This is a genomic window from Agrobacterium sp. 6Ca8 (assembly GCF_055382765.1).
Genome location: NZ_AP026433.1, coordinates 1,877,663 through 1,895,881 on the forward strand (window position 1 = coordinate 1,877,663; position 18,219 = coordinate 1,895,881).

17 protein-coding genes are annotated in these 18,219 nt (G+C 59.7%); 8 read left to right on the forward strand and 9 right to left on the reverse strand.

Features of this window, described 5'->3' with window-relative positions:
• Positions 1 to 27 precede the first annotated feature (27 nt).
• Positions 28 to 1,407, forward strand: a complete 1,380-nt coding sequence (locus tag ACZ5A6_RS09395) for an ATP-binding protein (protein ID WP_003513442.1) — start codon at positions 28 to 30, stop codon at positions 1,405 to 1,407.
• Between the two features lie 121 nt (positions 1,408 to 1,528).
• On the opposite strand, the gene ACZ5A6_RS09400 is transcribed toward ACZ5A6_RS09395, so the two are convergent.
• The 4 genes from ACZ5A6_RS09400 to ACZ5A6_RS09415 form a co-directional block, all read right to left on the reverse strand.
• The gene (locus ACZ5A6_RS09400; RefSeq protein ID WP_003513443.1) at positions 1,529 to 1,870 is read right to left on the reverse strand and encodes a tRNA-binding protein; all 342 of its coding nucleotides are present in this window, start codon (positions 1,868 to 1,870) and stop codon (positions 1,529 to 1,531) included.
• A 27-nt stretch (positions 1,871 to 1,897) separates the two neighbouring features.
• Positions 1,898 to 2,716 (reverse strand): pyrroline-5-carboxylate reductase, encoded by an 819-nt coding sequence (proC, locus tag ACZ5A6_RS09405; protein WP_174061042.1) that lies wholly within the window; start codon positions 2,714 to 2,716, stop codon positions 1,898 to 1,900.
• 2 nt (positions 2,717 to 2,718) lie between these two features.
• The gene (locus tag ACZ5A6_RS09410) at positions 2,719 to 3,219 is read right to left on the reverse strand and encodes a type III secretion system chaperone family protein (RefSeq protein WP_006311131.1); all 501 of its coding nucleotides are present in this window, start codon (positions 3,217 to 3,219) and stop codon (positions 2,719 to 2,721) included.
• Positions 3,220 to 3,651: 432 nt separating this feature from the next.
• A complete protein-coding gene (locus tag ACZ5A6_RS09415; protein WP_003513446.1) occupies positions 3,652 to 3,915 on the reverse strand; it encodes an accessory factor UbiK family protein in 264 nt (87 codons plus the stop codon).
• A 308-nt stretch (positions 3,916 to 4,223) separates the two neighbouring features.
• Here ACZ5A6_RS09415 and lgt point away from each other — a divergent pair, with 308 nt between their 5' ends.
• The 6 genes from lgt (at position 4,224) to ACZ5A6_RS09445 (ending at position 10,279) form a co-directional block, all read left to right on the forward strand.
• A complete protein-coding gene (lgt, locus tag ACZ5A6_RS09420; RefSeq protein WP_029658791.1) occupies positions 4,224 to 5,036 on the forward strand; it encodes a prolipoprotein diacylglyceryl transferase in 813 nt (270 codons plus the stop codon).
• A gap of 15 nt (positions 5,037 to 5,051) precedes the next feature.
• Positions 5,052 to 6,152, forward strand: coding sequence for a class I SAM-dependent methyltransferase (locus ACZ5A6_RS09425; protein ID WP_019565221.1), 1,101 nt, complete (start codon positions 5,052 to 5,054; stop codon positions 6,150 to 6,152).
• Between the two features lie 160 nt (positions 6,153 to 6,312).
• A complete protein-coding gene (pgeF, locus tag ACZ5A6_RS09430) occupies positions 6,313 to 7,107 on the forward strand; it encodes a peptidoglycan editing factor PgeF (protein ID WP_003513461.1) in 795 nt (264 codons plus the stop codon).
• Entirely contained in the window at positions 7,108 to 8,259 is a 1,152-nt protein-coding gene (locus ACZ5A6_RS09435) for a M24 family metallopeptidase (protein WP_111800992.1), read from the forward strand.
• A gap of 90 nt (positions 8,260 to 8,349) precedes the next feature.
• On the forward strand, positions 8,350 to 9,126 hold the full coding sequence (locus ACZ5A6_RS09440) for a hypothetical protein (RefSeq protein ID WP_003513464.1): 777 nt from the start codon (positions 8,350 to 8,352) through the stop codon (positions 9,124 to 9,126).
• A 220-nt stretch (positions 9,127 to 9,346) separates the two neighbouring features.
• Complete coding sequence (locus ACZ5A6_RS09445) at positions 9,347 to 10,279, forward strand: ribose-phosphate pyrophosphokinase (protein WP_003513466.1); 933 nt, start codon at positions 9,347 to 9,349, stop codon at positions 10,277 to 10,279.
• Positions 10,280 to 10,510: 231 nt separating this feature from the next.
• On the opposite strand, the gene ACZ5A6_RS09450 is transcribed toward ACZ5A6_RS09445, so the two are convergent.
• Genes ACZ5A6_RS09450 through ACZ5A6_RS09465 form a run of 4 tightly spaced genes read right to left on the reverse strand, consistent with a single transcriptional unit; the run spans position 10,511 to position 13,979 of the window.
• On the reverse strand, positions 10,511 to 11,359 hold the full coding sequence (locus ACZ5A6_RS09450; RefSeq protein WP_003513468.1) for a phosphatase PAP2 family protein: 849 nt from the start codon (positions 11,357 to 11,359) through the stop codon (positions 10,511 to 10,513).
• Positions 11,349 to 12,857, reverse strand: a complete 1,509-nt coding sequence (locus tag ACZ5A6_RS09455) for an ArnT family glycosyltransferase (protein ID WP_003513470.1) — start codon at positions 12,855 to 12,857, stop codon at positions 11,349 to 11,351. Before ACZ5A6_RS09455 ends, ACZ5A6_RS09450 begins: the two co-directional genes overlap by 11 nt.
• On the reverse strand, positions 12,832 to 13,119 hold the full coding sequence (locus ACZ5A6_RS09460) for a lipid-A-disaccharide synthase N-terminal domain-containing protein (protein ID WP_019565216.1): 288 nt from the start codon (positions 13,117 to 13,119) through the stop codon (positions 12,832 to 12,834). Before ACZ5A6_RS09460 ends, ACZ5A6_RS09455 begins: the two co-directional genes overlap by 26 nt.
• A 20-nt stretch (positions 13,120 to 13,139) precedes the next feature.
• Complete coding sequence (locus tag ACZ5A6_RS09465) at positions 13,140 to 13,979, reverse strand: glycosyltransferase family 2 protein (RefSeq protein WP_026330769.1); 840 nt, start codon at positions 13,977 to 13,979, stop codon at positions 13,140 to 13,142.
• Positions 13,980 to 14,168: 189 nt separating this feature from the next.
• On the opposite strand from ACZ5A6_RS09465, the gene ACZ5A6_RS09470 reads away from it, so the two are divergent.
• The gene (locus tag ACZ5A6_RS09470; protein WP_464110917.1) at positions 14,169 to 16,436 is read left to right on the forward strand and encodes a methyl-accepting chemotaxis protein; all 2,268 of its coding nucleotides are present in this window, start codon (positions 14,169 to 14,171) and stop codon (positions 16,434 to 16,436) included.
• A 143-nt stretch (positions 16,437 to 16,579) separates the two neighbouring features.
• Here the strand turns inward: ACZ5A6_RS09470 and adh are convergent, their stop codons facing one another.
• Complete coding sequence (gene adh / locus ACZ5A6_RS09475) at positions 16,580 to 18,097, reverse strand: aldehyde dehydrogenase (protein ID WP_003513477.1); 1,518 nt, start codon at positions 18,095 to 18,097, stop codon at positions 16,580 to 16,582.
• Between the last annotated feature and the right edge of the window lie 122 nt (positions 18,098 to 18,219).

The following is an 18,219-nucleotide window of genomic DNA, read 5'->3' on the forward strand; positions in this document are numbered from 1 at the left end:
GGACAAACGAAAGGCGGGCGCACAGCCATGGCGAGCCTCGATTTTCTAATCACTGTCAGGAACAGCGGCGTAGCGAAGACCTGGCGCGCATTTACCAGATGGCTTCGCCACTGGCTGCCCACCGGGCTTTATACGCGCTCGCTGCTTATCATCATCCTGCCGATGATCCTGCTTCAGGGCGTTGTCGCGGCCGTTTTCATGGAGCGTCACTGGCAGCTGGTTACCGAGCGCCTTTCCTCCGCCGTAACGCGCGATATCGCAGCGATCATCGAGCTTCTGCAAACTGATGAGGAAGAAGACGACTATCAGCGCGTCATCCGCATCGCTCGCGAGAAGCTGGGTCTCAGCATCTACATCGAGCCGAAGGCCGATTTGCCGGCCCCGAGACCAGAACCGTTGTTTTCCATTCTGGATACGATCCTCGCCAATCAGCTGACCCAGCAAATCGGCCGGCCATTCTGGATCGATACTTATGGCAACGGTTCCCTGGTTGAAATACGTGTCCAGCTCGAAGACAAGACACTCCGCGTCTTTACCAGTCGCAGCGCCGCCTATGCCTCCAACACGCATATCTTCCTTGTCTGGATGGTCGGTGCATCGCTGGTTCTGATCGCCATTTCCATCCTGTTCCTGCGCGGTCAGATCAAGCCTATCGAAGCGCTTGCCAAGGCGGCCGAAAATTTCGGCAGGGGCCAGAAGATCAGCGCCTATTCCCCACGCGGCGCAGACGAGGTGCGGCGGGCGGGACTTGCCTTCATATTGATGCGCGAACGCATCGAGCGGCAGATGGAACAGCGCACTGCCATGCTGAACGGTGTCAGCCACGACCTGCGCACCATCCTCACCCGTTTCAAGCTGCAACTCGCGCTTGCCGGCGACAATCCTGATCTGGAAGGGTTGGACAAGGATGTCGAGGATATGCAGTCGATGCTGGAGGCCTACCTCACCTTTGCCCGCACCGATGTCGAGGAGGATGTCGGCACGCTGGAGCTTCCGGCACTTCTGGAAAAAATCGACTATGATTTCGAGCTGCACGGCAAGAAATTCAGCTACGAGCTTTATAATATCGACCAGATCATCGCGCGCCCGAATGCCCTCTCCCGCCTCGTCGCCAATCTCGCGGAGAATGCCCGGCGCTATGCCAGCAAGCTCCATATCGACATCCGCAAGGCTCCACGCTCCATCATCATGACGTTTGATGATGACGGGCCGGGTATTCCGGAAGCGTCAAGGGAGGATGTCTTCAAGCCGTTCTTCCGGCTGGACGAGGCACGCAACCTCAACGCCTCTGGCACCGGGCTCGGCCTCTCCATCGTCCGAGACATCGCCCGCAGCCATGGCGGTGACGTATCGCTGGACGACAGCCCGATGGGCGGATTGCGGGTAATCGTCAAAATTCCGGCGTAGAGCAGCGGAGAGAAAAATGTGATGCGGCTCGCCCGCATCCGTCATTCCAGCCTTGAACCGGAATGACGGAGAAAGAGTGTTAAGCCTGCGCAATCTTCGGGTTGCGTGTTGTTGCGCTTTCTCAGCACATTTTCTCGCCGTTCGGCACCGGCCGCTCGACCGCGGCAAGCACGATGTCGCCGTTGCCATCGGCAAACCCCAGTGTCAGAACTTCGGAGCGGAACGGGCCAATCTGGCGCGGCGGAAAATTCACCACACCCAGCACCTGCCGGCCGATCAGACTTTCCGGGGTATAGTGCACCGTGATTTGCGCCGAGGATTTCTTGATGCCGATCTCGGGGCCGAAATCGATCTTCACCTTGATCGCCGGCTTGCGTGCTTCCGGAAATGGCTCTGCCTCAACGATCGTGCCGACACGGATATCGACCTTCTCGAAATCGGCATAGGAAATTTCACTGCTCATGCCCTGCTCCCGCCAGCCTGCTCGTCTTCAACCAGCCAGTTCCTCGGCGCGATTTTTCGCCGCAGCGATCGCCTTGTCAAACAGGGGCTGCATGCCGTCTTCGGCCATCAGCACCGAAAGTGCGGCGGCCGTTGTACCGCCCGGCGAGGTAACGTTCTGGCGCAGGCGCGCCGCCTCGTCAGAAGACTGATGCAGGAGTTCGCCAGCACCGGCCACGGTTTCACGCGCCAGCCGCATGGCTATATCCGCCGGCAGACCGGCCTTGCGACCGGCTTCCGCCATGCATTCAACCAGATAGAAGACATAGGCCGGACCGCTTCCCGAAACCGCGGTGACCGCGTCGATATCGCTTTCGGTTTCCACCCATTCGACCGGACCGCTGACCTTCAGCAATCCATCCACCACGGCCTTTAGCGCCGGCGTCACCAATTCGTTGGCATAGGCGCCCGTCACGCCACGGCCAACCATGGCCGGCGTGTTCGGCATGGCCCGCACGGCGGCGACCGAGCCGAAATGCGAAACGAAAGTGCCGATGGTGGTGCCGGCCGCAATCGAAACCACCACGGCCTCGGGTCCGAGCAAGGGCTTGAGGGAGGGTAGCACTGCTTCCATCATCTGCGGTTTTACCGCGACAAACAGAATGCCCGCCTTCACGCCGTCAGGCACGCTTTCGCTATGCGTGGCGCCCGCTTCCGCAATTGTCGTGCGCATGGCGTCGGAGGGGCGCGGATCGATGACGATAACCTGCGAACCCGGCACACCCTTTTTCAGCCAGCCCGAAAGCAAAGCGCCGCCCATATTGCCCGCCCCAACGAGGACGAGAGGACCGGAAGCCCTGTAGACCATTTTCAAGCTTCTCCGACGGTCTCGAACATGACCGCTTCAATTGCACTTTTCGCATCCAGCCCCGACCATACGACGAACTGGAATGCCTGATAATATTGTTCGCATGCCTCAAGCGCGCTGGAAAGCAGCACTTCCACCTGCTGGTTGTTAGGCTCCGCACCGCCAGCCAGAAGCAGCGACTGGCGGAAGATCACAACATCTTCCTGCCGCCACAGATCGAAATGACCCATCAGTACCTGGCCGTTGACCTGAGACAACAGGCGAATGACTTCGTTGACGCGCTGATCGGGCACCTTGATGTCGAAGGCGCACGCCAGATGCAGTGCCTCAAAATCTTCCATCCAGGAAAAGGAAACGTGATAATCGGCCCAGTGGCCCGCCACCGTCATGGCGATCTCGTCTTCGCCGGAACGTTCGAACGACCAGTCGTTCGAGGCGGCGACAATCTCGATCATGTCCACGGGATTGGACTGGCGCTCAATTTCAAATTCTATCAGGCTCATGCGGCACCTTCTCATCCGGTATGGATGTTCTGTTTTGAACGCCGGGCACAAAACGCACACACAAACCGGATTCAACACTTGAGACGATTGCCCGACACCAACAGAGTTACACATTCACCCTGTGTGGAGCTTACCAGGTTCGTTTCGAATCATCATTTAAAATCAGTGTATAATGGCCGAGTCCTGCTGCCACCCCTCGGGCAGCATTTTTACTTTTTGAACAGTGGATATCTTCTCCCCCATCACCTCAGGCGAGATACATAAGCGACTCTGGCAATTGCGTTTTTTGGAAGTGTCCACAGGCCTCAAAAAATTAACGATGGAGGCAGGTCCGGATCGAGAGGGAATAATTTCGGGTTGCATGGCCCGCAAACAAAAAGTCCCGGAATCGCAGGCGATCCGGGACCTATTGATGAAAAAGCGCGAAAAGAATCAATCCTTGGCAGCAGAAAGCTTTGCTTCCAGAGCCTCGATGCGAGCGCGCAACGCATCGTTTTCATCGCGCGCCTTTATCGCCATCTCGCGCACCGCGTCGAATTCCTCGCGCTTGACCACGTCGAGGCTGTTCAGCCAGCGATCCGCCTGTGCGTGCAAGGCAGCCTCGGCCTCTTTGCGCATTCCCTGCGCAGCGCCCGCCGCATCGGTCATCAGCTTGGCGAATTCATCCAGAAAACGATTGGTGCCTGTCGTGCTCATGGCCCTGTTCCTTCGTCGGTTCAGGGAGCGTTCCGTTCCCTGCTGTTGATGCCTTTCAGGTAGGCACTCGACAGCCGCCTTGCAAGCAAAATCGAAAAATCCACATGGCTTGCAATGGCCTTCGGCATCGCAAAGCGTCCCTTGAAGAATAATCTTGACCGGCGCTGCGGCAATCGCCATTTTCCTCGCGTAAAGAGACCGGAGAGCATCATCGCCCGGCTCCTTGAGGCAATGGGTCATTCTGTTGTCCGCCCAGCAACGATGACGGAATATACGGATTGTTAGCCGCTCCCACCCAACTTGCCATCATGCCATTTCCGAATATCGATCCGGTTGCCCTGTCTCTCGGGCCTCTGGCGATCCATTGGTACGGCATTGCCTATGTCGCCGGCATCATGCTCGGCTGGTTTTATGCCCGCCGCCTTGCGCTTACGCCTCGCCTGTGGCCAAACGATACATCGCCGATCTCCGCGCAGCATCTTGACGACTTCATCCTGTGGGCAGCCGGCGGCATCGTGCTTGGCGGGCGCATCGGCTACATCCTGTTTTACGATCTTGGCGCCGTCGCCGCAAACCCTATAAGAGCACTTGAGATATGGAACGGCGGCATGTCGTTCCATGGCGGCCTGATCGGCACGACCATCGCCATGATCCTCTTCGCCCGCAAGAACGGCATCCCTGTCTGGAGCATGTTCGATATCATCGCAGCCGTCGCACCTGTCGGCCTGCTGTTCGGACGCATCGCCAATTTCATCAATGGCGAATTGTGGGGACGTATCGCCGACGTTCCCTGGGCCGTCGTGTTCCCGACCGGCGGGCCGTTTGCGCGTCACCCCAGCCAGCTTTACGAAGCGGGACTTGAAGGCCTCGTTCTCCTCGTCATTCTGGCGGTCACCATCTACGTTTTCAGGGCGCTCAAGACACCTGGTATCGTAACCGGCATCTTTGTTTGCGGTTACGCGCTGTCGCGCATCTTCGTGGAATTCTTCCGCGAGCCGGACGCCCAGATCGGTTATCTCGCGGGCAACTGGCTGACCATGGGCATGGTACTCTCCACGCCGATGTTCCTTCTTGGCCTCTGGGCCGTCTTGCGTGCGCGGCGCGCTAAAATACGCGCTTAAGCGGAATGGCCTGCCATGACGACACCGCTTGCGCAACGCATCAAATCTCTCATCCGCCTGAACGGCCCGCTCAGCGTCACCGATTTCTTCTCGCTTTGCCTGGCCGATCCTGAACACGGTTATTACCGGAGCCGCGAGCCTTTCGGCCGATCGGGTGATTTCATCACCGCTCCGGAAGTCAGTCAGCTTTTCGGCGAAATGCTCGGCGTTTTCGTGGTTCACGCCTGGCAGCGCCATGGCGCACCCGCAGATATTCGTCTGGTGGAAATCGGCCCCGGCCGCGGCACCATGATGTCTGACATGCTGCGCGTCATCCGCCGCATCGCCCCACCGCTTTACGAGACGATGCGGGTGCATCTGGTGGAGACCAGCCCTCGCCTTTGCGCCATCCAGAAAGAGACGCTCGCTGCGCATGCCGAACGGCTGACATGGCATGACAGTTTCGATGCGGTGCCGGAAGGTTTCCTGCTCCTCGTCGCCAATGAGCTTTTCGACGCCATCCCAATCCGCCAATTCGTGAAAACGCCGCAGGGTTTCCGCGAACGGGTGGTCAGTCTTGGTACCGATGGTGAACTGGTCTTCTCGACTGGGCTTGCCGGCATCGACCCGACGCTGCTGCCGCCCGGCCCGGAACGGCAGCCGATAGGCAGCATATTCGAGATATCACCCGCCCGCGAAGCCGTAATGACCGCAATCTGCCAGCGTCTGTCCGCATATGGCGGCACCGCACTCGCGATCGACTACGGCCATCTGGTCGCCGGGTATGGCGACACATTGCAGGCCATGCGCAACCATGCCTTCGACCCGCCGCTTTCTCATCCCGGGCAAGCCGATCTGACCAGCCATGTCGATTTCGAAAGCCTTATCAGGACGGCTGAGGCAAACGGCGTTCATGTCAACGGCGGCATCAGGCAGGGCGACTTTCTTTATGGTCTTGGCCTGAAGGAACGGGCAACCGCCCTTGCCGCAAAAGCTACACCCGACCAGACGCTTGAAATCGCCGAAGCGGTCAACCGTCTCGCTGGCGAAGGGGCTGGCAGGATGGGGGAACTTTTCAAGGTCATCGCCGTTTCAAGTCCCGCGCTCCATCTCATGCCGTTTCGCGCGGTGGATTGACAGTGCAATCACCTCTGGGCCAACATCGGCCCAGAACGAAGCAAGCGAACGCAGACACACTGCACCAGACAAACGCCGCGCAACGCCGTGGCAACAGGAAACATCTCGCTTAACGCATCCCACTGGCCAACAGCGACATTCTCCAAGGAACTCCCGCACCATGCAGAACGAAACGCTGCCGCTCCCCATCCAGAGCCCCCTGCTTGCCGCCTTGAGTGAAAACCGTGTCCGTCACGGTTTCTTCACCCGGCAAGGCGGTGTCTCCGAGGGGCTTTATCAGGGCCTCAATGTCGGCCTCGGTTCGAATGACGAGCCGGAACTGGTGCAGGAAAACCGCCGGCGCGTCACGCAATGGTTCGGCTTGTCTCCGGAACGTCTCGCCACCGTGCATCAGGTCCATTCTCCTGATGTCCTTGTGGTCGATGAAAGCTATGACGGCAGCCGCCCGCAGGCCGATGCGATGGTAACGGCGACACCGGGTTTCGTGCTCGGCGTTCTGAGCGCCGATTGCGGCCCGATCCTCTTTGCTGATGCTGAAGCGGGCGTTGTGGGTGCCGCCCATGCCGGCTGGAAGGGTGCATTGTTCGGCGTGCTCGAAAACACGATCGAGACCATGAGGAAGCTGGGCGCCAGCCGCGAGCGCATCTCCGCCTCTCTCGGCCCCTCCATCAGCCAGGCCAATTATGAGGTCGGGCCTGAGTATATGGCGCGCTTCACCGATTTCGATCCTGCCTATGCGGCCTATTTCACCGCTTCGGACAAAGGCGGCCATGCGCTATTCGACCTCAAGCAATTTACGGTGGACCGGCTGGTCAATGCGGGCGTGAGAGCGGAAAACCTCGGCCTATGCACCTATCCTGATGAAGAACGCTTCTATTCCTACCGCCGCACGACCCACCGTGCCGAGCCCGACTACGGGCGGCAGATTTCCGCAATCGCAATTCTGGAGGACTAAATGGCCCTGCACTTCGAGCTCTCGGAATTCGATGCCCGACGCGAACGGCTGATTGCGAAGATGGCGGAAGAGAAGCTGGACGCCATTCTGCTTTTCGCCCAGGAAAGCATGTACTGGCTTACCGGCTATGACACCTTCGGCTACTGCTTCTTCCAGACGCTGGTGGTCAAGTCGGACGGCTCCATGATGCTTCTGACCCGTTCGGCAGATATGCGGCAGGCCCGAAATACTTCGACGATCGAGAATATTCTCGTCTGGGTCGACCGGCCCAATGCCGACCCGACGCTCGATCTTAAGAACCTCCTCAGCGATCTCGATCTCCTTGGCGCCAAGATCGGCGTGGAATACGACACCCACGGCATGACCGGGCGCGTTGCCCGCCTGCTGGACAACCAGCTTGCCAGCTTCTGCCAGATGATCGACGCCTCCTATCTGGTCAGCAGCTTGCGGCTCATCAAGAGCCCAGCCGAGATCGCCTATGCGAGGAAGGCAGGCAGACTTGCGGACGAGGCTCTGGACGCTGCACTGGAGCTCATCAAGCCCGGTGCGGACGAAGCCGCGATCCTCTCGGCAATGCAGGGAGCGGTTCTGGCCGGCGGCGGTGACTATCCCGCCAATGAATTCATCATCGGCTCCGGCGCGGACGCGCTGCTGTGCCGTTACAAGGCCGGGCGCCGCATTCTCGATGACAAGGATCAGCTGACGCTGGAATGGGCAGGTGTCAGCGCCCACTACCACGCCGCCATGATGCGCACGGTGGTGATCGGCGAACAGGACTTCCGCCAGAAGGAGCTTTACAGCGCCTGCCTGCAAAACCTCACCGACATCGAAGAAGTGCTGCGGCCCGGCAAGACCTTCGGCGATGTCTTCGACGTGCACGCCCGCGTCATGGACGAGCGTGGACTGACCCGCCATCGCCTGAACTCCTGCGGTTATTCGCTGGGCGCGCGTTTCTCACCGTCATGGATGGAGCATCAGATGTTCCATGCCGGCAACGCGCAGGAAATCGCCAGCGACATGACCCTGTTCGTGCACATGATCGTGATGGATTCTGATTCCGGCACCGCCATGACCCTCGGCCAGACCTACCTTACCACGCAAGGCGCGCCGGAACCGCTCTCGCGCCATAGCCTCGATCTTCTCACAGCTTAAATCTGCACCGGGTTTGACAGAGCGGGAAAACCGGCCCTACATTGCCGCCACCTTGGGCAAGAAGGAGCGGAACATGAGAGGAAACGTCGCATGAGCCGGACGGGGTTTACCCGCCCTTTCCAGACGTTTGTCGTTTCGGTCCTCGTCATTCCGGCGCTGGCGTTGACCCTGTCGGCCTGCAACACCACGGAGGCGCTGACGCCGCAGGTGAATGTCGGGCACAACAGCTCGCAATCGACACCGGTGACGCAGGGCGATCTCGACCAGATGGCTGCCGCCGCCGACCGCGCGCCCGCAGGCGCACCGGCAACCGCCTCTTCCGTGCCCGCTTACGCACCGCAGAACTCCCTGCAGGCGCAGGCACAGGCGCTTTCCAACGGCAATGAGTACGGCGAACCTCTTGGTCAGACCCAGTCTACCGGACAATCTGCAGGCCACTCACCCGCCAGCACCCAGCCGCCGCCTCCACAGCAGACGGCTGCACTTGCCCCCGCCGCTTCCGGCAACACCATCCGCTTCCTGCCGATCATCGGCGCGCCCGTTCAGGCCGTCACGCCGCTTTCGCGGCAACTGGGCGCCGAGGCGCGGGCAAAGGGGCTGACAATCCGCGCCTCGAACGACAATTCGGCAGAGAACATCCTCAAGGGATATTTCTCCGCCTTCGCCGATGGCAGCAAGGTCAACATCATCTACGTCTGGGACGTTCTGGATGCCAATGGTGTCAGGCTCCATCGCCTGCAGGGGCAGGAAACGGTGACAGCCAAGGGCAGCGATCCCTGGGCCGCCGCGACCGACAGGGTCATGCAGGATATCGCCGCAAAAACGCTCAACGAGTATTCGTCATGGAAGCAGTCTCAAAGGGGATGAGATGAAACGGCGGGAGAAGTCACAGAGATTTCATGAAAATCATTGCGAAAGCACGGAGTCCTCTTGCAATCGGAAGCAACAACGCTATTAAGGCGCGCATGGCAACAAGGCGTATCCGGCAAAGGCTTTTCAGCCGGATGTTCCTCCCCTTGAACGACGCTTGGTTACGGCAGACACTTTCCCGTGGCGCAAGGCGATTGCATGGAAACAGGCGGGCGCAATGAAGGTTTTCGCAGGCAATTCGAACCGGCACCTTGCCGAAGCGATCTGCAAGTATCTCAACGTTCCCTTGGGAAATGCCACCGTAAAGCGGTTTGCTGACCAGGAAATTTTCGTAGAAATCAGTGAAAACGTACGCGGGGAGGACGTTTTTCTCGTCCAGTCCACTTCGTTTCCGGCAAACGATCATCTGATGGAACTGCTCATCATGATCGATGCCATGCGCCGCTCCTCGGCAAAACGCATCACGGCAGTACTTCCCTATTTCGGTTACGCCCGCCAGGATCGCAAAGCCGGCCCCCGCACACCGATTTCCGCCAAGCTCGTCGCCAACCTGATCACCGAAGCCGGCGCCGACCGCGTTCTGACGCTCGATCTTCACGCCGGCCAGATCCAGGGCTTTTTCGATATTCCGACCGACAACCTCTTCGCAGCGCCCATTCTGGCCCGCGATATCAAGGACCACTACGACACCAACAACGTCATGGTCGTTTCGCCCGACGTTGGCGGTGTGGTGCGCGCCCGCGCCCTGTCGAAGCGTCTGGACTGTCTGCTGGCCATCGTCGACAAACGCCGTGACCGTCCGGGTGAATCCGAAGTCATGAACGTCATCGGCGACGTATCCGGCAAGGACTGCATCCTGATCGACGATATCATCGATTCCGGCGGCACGCTCTGCAATGCTGCCGAAGCGCTGTTGAAAAAGGGCGCAACCAGCGTCACTGCCTATATCACGCACGGCGTGCTTTCCGGCGGCGCCGTTGCCCGCGTGGCCTCATCGAAGCTGCGCGAACTCGTCATCACCGACAGCATCCAGCCGACCACCAGCGTCCAGTCCGCGCACAATATCCGTGTGATCAGCACTGCAGGCCTTCTGGGCGAAGCGATCAACCGCACCGCGCAGGAACAGTCGGTTTCCGGCCTGTTCGACTGAAGCAATCGTTTCTCTCGCACATCTGCAAAATCACTGCATCCGCATACCGTCACCCCGGATTTAGTCCGGGGTCCAGTGCGATCAAGTCTTTGATCGCGTGAGATCCTTTCTTACGGCGCGTCTGCGCCGTGGCTGGATGCTGGTTAAAGATTGGCATGATGAGAAGAAAGCTTATCAATTTTGCCAGCTATCTCAGCATCCGCAGAGATCGCAGCACTCCATCTGCACCATTCAGGAAGATGCCGTGCCCGCATCCGGCGGTCGTTGCAGCCGTGTGGCGGCGGCCTTGATTTTCGGCCACCAGCGCCGAGCGCGGGTGCGAACAGCATGGCTGCCATTGCGCCAAAGGCTGATGGCATCGGCCGTAACGGCATCGCCGGTAAATAGATGACGATGACGGGCAATTGCCAGCGCCCGGTAAAGGAACAGCGTCGTCAGTGCGGAAAACAGCACGGACATCACCACATCGCTGAGAAAATGCCCGCCAGCTGCAATACGCAGACCGGACATGAGGATGATGGCGCCGGCGGCAGTGCTGCCCATGAAAAGACGCCCGCCCCATTGCAGGCGGTTCCAGACAAGCGCGCAGAGCGGCAGGAAAAAGCTCGCTATGAGCGCCGTTTCCCCGGAGGAAAACGAACAGTTTGAATAACATTGCGTGCTGAACTGGAAAGGCGGCGTAAAAAGCTGATGTCCACCGAAATCGCTGACGCTGAACGGGCGGGCGCGGCCGATATTGGCCTTCAGCACCCCGTTTACCAGAAGCCCGGCGCAGAGCACCACAGGCCCGCAGAGAAAGGCCCAGACGCGCCAGCCCGTGCGCTGCAGCGCCCCCAGCCTGATGTTGCCGACCAGAACGATGAAGGCCAGAAGTGCGGCCAGTTCCGTTAACTCCCGCAACGTATCGCGAAACCATTCCGGAACCGGCAGGCTTCCAGCCCACAGGCGCGCTTCGGGCGAGAAAAACAGGGAAGAAAACTCGAGGTCGATGGACGGGAAGGTCGCGAACAGGATGACGAGCGCCAATGTGGCGAACGTAACCCAGATCGTGATCCGCATATGCGAAAGATCATTGTCCATCGGCAACCCTCGGGATGCATTGTGGCGGCAGACGCCAGAGACCGATTTCCTTGCCCTCGAACGAGCCCGGCCCGGCAACCCAGGTCGACAGCGGCGCCTGGCCATTGAGACAGCCCGGCAGGCTGTCCGCCCTCGCAAGATAGACGGGATTTGTCGCCTCTCCGGCTTTCAGCGGGTAAAGAAGCGCGTAGTGGCTGGAAGGAACGCCGGTTTCAGGCAGAGCGCGCGGCATGAGCAGCTTTTCGTCCCGCAGCTGATAAAAAAGCTCGGCCAGAATGGAGCGATCTGCAGCGACGATTGCATCCGCCCCCGCCTCTCGTGCCCTTGAAAGGCCGGTCGACACAAGCTCCGAGCCGCCGAGATAACGCTTCATCGCCAGGTCGCCATTCGGCAAGCGCAATTCCGTTCCGGCAATCGTCATCAACGGCAGTGCGATGGCAACGATGCCGCCGAGCACAAGGGTGGAGACGGTAAGCCAGCGCCGGGATGCCAGGACAGGCACCGCCAGAAGCACGCCCGCGGCATAAGCCCCCACCGCCCAGTTGGCGAGCGCCCGCGACATCAGCCCCTGTGCCGTTATCAGAAGCACGATCGGCACCGAAAGGGCGACAAGCGCCCGGGTTTCAGCGGTTTTGGCCCTGAACGTCGCGACGATCATGCCGATGAAGACGAACGGCCCGACAACACCCGCCTGCGAGAAGAAGAACTCGAGCGCCGGACCGATTTTCAGCTTCACGCCATGCCAGTTGGCATTGTCCGCCGTGTGGCGCGCGGTCATGAAATCATGTGCGGCATTCCACCACAGATTGGGAGCGACGACTGCGGCGCAGACAACTACAGCAATACCGGCGTCACGCCAACGGATGCGCCAGCCCACGCACAGCCAGCCGGCAGCGATGAAGCAGGGCAGAAAATAGATCATCGCATATTTAGACATCAGCCCGAGGCCGAAGCTTAGACCGAGCGCAATGCTCCAGAGCATCGCGGACACACCGGCAGCGCGTGCTTCCGCAAGCTTGCGCACGCAGATCATCGACAGCACGATGAACAGCATCATCGGCGTATCGGTCGAGATCAGCAGACTGCCGAGCGTCACGGCGGGCAGCGTCAGATAGATGACGGCAGCCAGCGAGGCGAGCTTCGCATCATAGATCATGCGCCCGAGCGCAAGGATCGCCGCGGCCGCTATGCCATGGATGACCGGCGCGGCGAGCCGGACGTCGAAGGTGCTCTCGCCGCCGCTCAGAGTGGTGGCGGCGCGAATGATCCAGCCGATCAGCGGTGGCTTGGAATAGGCGCCGAACGCCATCTCCCGGCCCCACAGCCAATATTGTGCCTCATCAACGAAAAGATCGGTGCGGTTGAAAGCAAGCCCGAGGACGCGCAGCACGGTGACGAGCACGATTGCCGCAAGCGCAAACGTCATCCATTGGCGCTGTTCATTCGCCTGCGCGTAAGGCAGAGCTGCGGCCTCATGCATGCTGGCGGCGTTCTGCATGGATCAACCAGAGATTTCGGGCATAAATGAACAGGCCGGAGGCCTGTCCCAGAATGAAAACGGGATCGCGACGCCAGATCGCGTATAATAGCAGCACAAGGCCGCCGACGATGGAGAAATACCAGAAGGCTACCGGAATGACCGAGCGGTTCGCCCGTTCCGACGAAATCCATTGAACCAGAAAACGCATGGTAAACAGCATCTGGCCCATAAAGCCGGTGCAGACCCAGAGAAATTCCTTCCAGCTGTTCACATGCAGCATGGACCATAAGGCCGGTGCGTTCACGGCGATGTCTCCGTTTTGAAGGTTTCGGCCCAACTTGCCCGCTTGCGCCGCCGCAACAGCCAGGCAACGCCGATCAGGTCGTGGATGCCGACAAGCGCGCGGCCGATATTGGTGTAATGGGAATTGCCATGAAGGCGCGCCCGGTGCGTGACGTCGACATGGGCAACCTGCCAGCCGTCGCGATTGAAGAGCGCCGGAAAATAGCGGTGGTGGTGATCGAAATAGGGCAAGGCGAGATAGGCGTCGCGACGGAAAGCCTTGAGGCCGCAGCCGGTATCCCGCGTGCCGTCCTTCAATATCCGCGCCCGCAAGCCATTGGCGAAGCGGGAGGAAAGACGTTTTGCAAGCGTATCGCGCCGGCCGACGCGCTGCCCGGCCACAAGCGCAAGCCGGCTCGGCGCGTTCGTGGCAAGAAGCGGCGCAAGAAGCGCCGGCAGATTGTCCGGCGGGTTCTGCCCGTCTCCGTCAAGCATACAGACAACCGGCGCGCGCGCTGCCTGCACACCGCTATGGATCGCAGCCGATTGCCCGCCCTGCCGGTCATGCCGCACCAGCCGCAGCATCGGATAACGCCCGGCAAGCGAAAGCGCCACATCCGCCGTGCGATCGGAAGATGCGTCGTCCACCACGATAATCTCGAACGGACCGACCGGCTGGCAGGCAGCAACGATCTCAGCGACAAGCGTTTCAACGCTCGCTTCCTCATTGTGCATGGGTACGATAACCGCGAAATCCGGGATCGATCTCAAAGGGGCTCCGTCATATCCAGCCGCGGGTGTTCCGCAAACATCGTCGATAGTGGCAAGAGCAGGAGCGCGAAAAGCTTGCATGAATATGAACAGCCGTTGAACTTCGCACGGTATGCGCCTGTTCCATTGCAGTTTTATTACGGAGAATGGCGGCCAGGGCCTTGGATTTTTTCACGGTATGCGGGAAATAATCATACAATTCCCCGCCAAGCTTAACGCGACCGTAAACAATTGTTGCGACGGTACCGCAACGTTCTTTTGGGGGGAGGAAACAGGATGCCGGGTGCAAATCCGACTGCTGTCAAAGCTAAATCATTGTCAATCAAGGCCAAATTCGCAGCGCTCGTCACGGGCGCGACGCTGGTTTCGTGCCTGGCCGTTGGGCTGCTGTCATACGAAATGGGCAAGTCCGGCCTGATCGACGCCAGCAAGATCAGGCTCGAGACGGTTGCGGGAAACCAGTCCAAACAGCTTGATGCCTATACGCTGCGCGTCGAACAAAGCATTTCCGAGCTGTCGCAGAACGCTGCGATCGCTCAGGCGCTGGAAACCATGACCACGGTCGTACCGACGGAAAAGGATGCGATCATTCAGGCATTCCGCCGCGAGGGCGTATCCGAGGAGGAGCGCGCCTCCTTCAACGGTGAAGGCTTGCGGCTGCTCTATGCCATTCGCCACGCCACGATCAACGCGGCCATCGCCAGCGTCTGGCGCAACACCCGGGTCAGCGACATCTACGTCATCGACAAGGCAGGCCTCATTATCTATTCCGTGACCAAGGGCAAGAACTTCCTGACCAATGTGACGGAACCGCAAAACAGCACGATCAAGGAATTGTTCGACCGCATCGAGGCCGGCAAGGACGGTGTCATCAGCACAACTGGGTTCAGCGATGGCGGCACCAATGACTCGGCCCTGATCGGCATGCCGCTTGCGGTCTCGAACTGGGGCCAGTTGCAGCGCAAGGGCGCCGTCATCATGCGCATTTCCGCAGACCGTATCGGTGCGGTGGTAACACCTGAGGAAACCGGCAAGTCCATCGACGACGCCGTTCTTCTGAGCGCTGAAGGCAAACTTCGCGCGGGCGTGCTCTCCGGTGGGGCTGGTGTCGCCGTTTCCGAAAGTCTCGCGGCACTTACAGGTGCCAGCGAAGCCGGAACGGTCATGGCGAAGACCCCTGCGGGCAGCATCTTCTACGCCTATCGTCCGGTCTCCGTTTTCGGACAGAAGCATCTTCTGGCCATCGGCCAGCAGGAGGGCAAGGTGCTGGCAGCGGCCAATGATCTCGCCTTCTGGGCAACGCTTGCAACACTTGCGGTGCTTGCCGTCATGACACTCATCGGCATTTTCGTTTCCGCCAGCCTGACCAAGCCGCTGACCGGCCTTGCCGGGTTGATGGAACGTCTGAACGGTGGTGACCATAATATTGAGATCAAGGCCGTTTCCCGTGGTGACGAAATCGGCACCATGGCGCGCGCACTGGAATCCTTCCGCCAGGGCATTCTCGACAAGCAGCGCATGGAAACCGAGTCCCATCGCAAAAGCGAAGAACTGGACGAGGAACGTGCCCAGCGTGAGATGGAAAAGGCAAGAAGTGCAAAGGAACTGGAAGAAGCAGTCGATGCGCTTGCGACCGGCCTTGCCAATCTTGCTGCGGGCAGGCTCGATCTTCGCATTGAAAAACCCTTCGTGCCGTCGCTCGACCATCTGCGCGTCGATTTCAACAACTCCATAGCGGGGCTGGATGCGACGATCTCAAGCATCGGCGAAAGCGCCAATGCCATCCGCTCCGGCTCCGGCGAGCTGAAAAGCGCATCGGAAGATCTGTCGCGACGCACGGAACGCCAGGCGGCCGCCCTAGAGGAAGCAGCCGCCGCACTTGGAGACATGACGCAGGCCGTCAACGTTTCCCTCTCCCGCTGCGACGTCGCAGTCGGAACGACGGCGGAAACCATGCAGGATGCCCATAAATCCACCGCTGTCGTCAAAGAAGCAATCGTCGCCATGGAGCGTATCGAGACGTCGTCGTCCAAGATCCGCCAGATCATCGACGTCATCGACCAGATTGCCTTCCAGACCAATCTTCTGGCGCTGAACGCCGGGGTTGAGGCCGCCCGCGCCGGTGAGGCCGGAAAGGGCTTTGCGGTCGTGGCACAGGAAGTGCGGGAACTCGCGCAGAAATCGGCGGCTGCCGCACGGGATATCACGACGCTCATCGCCACCTCTGCGGGCGATGTGGAAAGCGGCGTGGCACTGGTGCTGAAAACCGGAGAAAGCCTCGAGCAGATCCAGAAACGCATCCAGTCGGTCAACGATCAGATCGGTGAAATCGCCACAGCTTCGCGCGAACAATCCGGCCGCCTCGGCGAAATCAACGCCTCCGTCAACGAACTCGACCATGTAACGCAGCAGAACGCGGCGATGGTGGAGGAAACGACGGCTGCGGCCTTCTCGCTCGCAAGCGAAGCTGATGGCCTGACCGAACAGGTGGGCCAGTTCTCCGTAGGTGCCACCCGAAACCGCGACCAGCGTGACGCGGCATAGTCCGCAGTAAAAAAAGGCCGGAGGCAAAACCTCCGGCCTTTTATTTTGCTGAACTTCATCCGGGTTCCCAGGGACCGAAGCCCCTGGGAACTCGCCGGCGGCCGGAAATCAGGACGATCCGTCGCCGGCTTCCGGGGAGGAACTCAGAAGAAGCCAACCTTGTTCGGGCTGTAGGATACGAGCAGGTTCTTGGTCTGCTGGTAGTGATCGAGCATCATCTTGTGGGTCTCGCGACCAATGCCTGACTGCTTGTAACCACCAAAGGCGGCACCGGCCGGATAGACGTGGTAGCAATTGGTCCACACGCGGCCCGCTTCGATGCCACGACCAGCGCGATAGGCGATATTGGTATCGCGGCTCCAGACGCCAGCGCCAAGACCGTAAACCGTGTCATTGGCGATTTCGAGCGCTTCTTCCACCGTCTTGAAGGTGGTGACCGAAACGACAGGACCGAAGATTTCCTCCTGGAAAACCCGCATCTTGTTGTTGCCTTCGAAGACCGTCGGCTGAATGTAATAACCGTCCTTAAGATCGCCCGTGAGCGTCTTGCGGTCACCGCCGGTCAGAACCTTTGCGCCTTCCTTCTTGCCGATATCCAGATAGCGCATGATCTTGTCGAACTGTTCCTGCGAGGCCTGCGCACCCAGCATGGTCGACGGATTGAGCGGGTCGTCCTGGCTGATGGCCTGAACGCGCTTGATCGCCTTTTCCATAAAGCGGTCGTAGATCGATTCATGCACCAGCGCACGCGACGGGCACGTGCAGACTTCGCCCTGATTGAGCGCGAAGAAGGCGAAACCTTCAAGCGCCTTGTCAAGGAAGGCGTCGTCTTCATTCATCACATCGGCAAAGAAGATGTTCGGCGACTTGCCGCCCAGTTCCAGCGTGATGTTTGTGACATTGTCGGCCGCATAACGCATGATTTCCTTGCCGACGGGGGTGGAGCCGGTGAAGGCGATCTTGGCGATGCGCTTGCTCTGCGCCAGCGGCTTGCCCGCTTCAACACCAGTGCCGTTGACGATGTTGAGCACGCCCGGCGGCAGCAGGTCTTCGATAAGCTCCATCACCACCAGAATAGAAGCAGGCGTCTGTTCCGCCGGCTTCAGTACCACGCAGTTGCCGGCGGCGAGTGCCGGTGCAAGTTTCCATGCGGCCATAAGGATCGGGAAGTTCCACGGAATAATCTGGCCGACGACACCGAGAGGCTCATGGAAATGATAAGCGACCGTGTCATTGTCGATTTCGCCGATCGTGCCTTCCTGCGCGCGGATGCAGCCCGCGAAATAGCGGAAATGGTCGATCGTCAGCGGAATATCCGCATTGGTGGTCTCGCGTAGCGGCTTGCCGTTATCCCAGGTTTCGGCCCGTGCGATGAGATCCAGATTGTCCTCGATGCGCTGGGCGATCTTGAGCAGGATGTTGGAACGTTCGGTAACGCTCGTCTTGCCCCACTTCTCCCGCGCCTGGTGGGCGGCATCCAGTGCGAGTTCGATATCGGCCGCATCGGAGCGCGGAACCTCACAAATCTTGTGACCCGTTACCGGCGACAGATTGTCCATGTAGCGGCCGGATTTCGGCTCCACCCATTTGCCGCCAATGAAATTTCCGTATTTCAGCTTGAAGGGCGCTTCGCCAGCTTTGTGCTGAACCTGAATATTCATGATTTCATCCTCCCTGATGAAAACGATCCGCGACGGACCGCATGACAGGAAGGTGGGCCTAGATGATCGTGGCGGGTAGTGGCACCGCGCGGTTCCGCAGCGCACATTGTCTCACATCTGCG

Bases quoted from the DNA above. Each gene is read 5' to 3' on its own strand.
- ACZ5A6_RS09455 (WP_003513470.1), bottom strand. From the start codon at position 12,857: ATGCAGAACGCCGCCAGCATGCATGAGGCCGCAGCTCTGCCTTACGCG.
- lgt (WP_029658791.1), top strand. From the start codon at position 4,224: ATGCCATTTCCGAATATCGATCCGGTTGCCCTGTCTCTCGGGCCTCTG.
- ACZ5A6_RS09445 (WP_003513466.1), top strand. From the start codon at position 9,347: ATGAAGGTTTTCGCAGGCAATTCGAACCGGCACCTTGCCGAAGCGATC.
- adh (WP_003513477.1), bottom strand. From the start codon at position 18,097: ATGAATATTCAGGTTCAGCACAAAGCTGGCGAAGCGCCCTTCAAGCTG.
- pgeF (WP_003513461.1), top strand. From the start codon at position 6,313: ATGCAGAACGAAACGCTGCCGCTCCCCATCCAGAGCCCCCTGCTTGCC.
- ACZ5A6_RS09470 (WP_464110917.1), top strand. From the start codon at position 14,169: ATGCCGGGTGCAAATCCGACTGCTGTCAAAGCTAAATCATTGTCAATC.
- ACZ5A6_RS09435 (WP_111800992.1), top strand. From the start codon at position 7,108: ATGGCCCTGCACTTCGAGCTCTCGGAATTCGATGCCCGACGCGAACGG.
- ACZ5A6_RS09415 (WP_003513446.1), bottom strand. From the start codon at position 3,915: ATGAGCACGACAGGCACCAATCGTTTTCTGGATGAATTCGCCAAGCTG.
- ACZ5A6_RS09410 (WP_006311131.1), bottom strand. From the start codon at position 3,219: ATGAGCCTGATAGAATTTGAAATTGAGCGCCAGTCCAATCCCGTGGAC.
- ACZ5A6_RS09395 (WP_003513442.1), top strand. From the start codon at position 28: ATGGCGAGCCTCGATTTTCTAATCACTGTCAGGAACAGCGGCGTAGCG.
- proC (WP_174061042.1), bottom strand. From the start codon at position 2,716: ATGGTCTACAGGGCTTCCGGTCCTCTCGTCCTCGTTGGGGCGGGCAAT.
- ACZ5A6_RS09440 (WP_003513464.1), top strand. From the start codon at position 8,350: ATGAGCCGGACGGGGTTTACCCGCCCTTTCCAGACGTTTGTCGTTTCG.
- ACZ5A6_RS09450 (WP_003513468.1), bottom strand. From the start codon at position 11,359: ATGGACAATGATCTTTCGCATATGCGGATCACGATCTGGGTTACGTTC.
- ACZ5A6_RS09460 (WP_019565216.1), bottom strand. From the start codon at position 13,119: ATGCTGCATGTGAACAGCTGGAAGGAATTTCTCTGGGTCTGCACCGGC.
- ACZ5A6_RS09425 (WP_019565221.1), top strand. From the start codon at position 5,052: ATGACGACACCGCTTGCGCAACGCATCAAATCTCTCATCCGCCTGAAC.
- ACZ5A6_RS09400 (WP_003513443.1), bottom strand. From the start codon at position 1,870: ATGAGCAGTGAAATTTCCTATGCCGATTTCGAGAAGGTCGATATCCGT.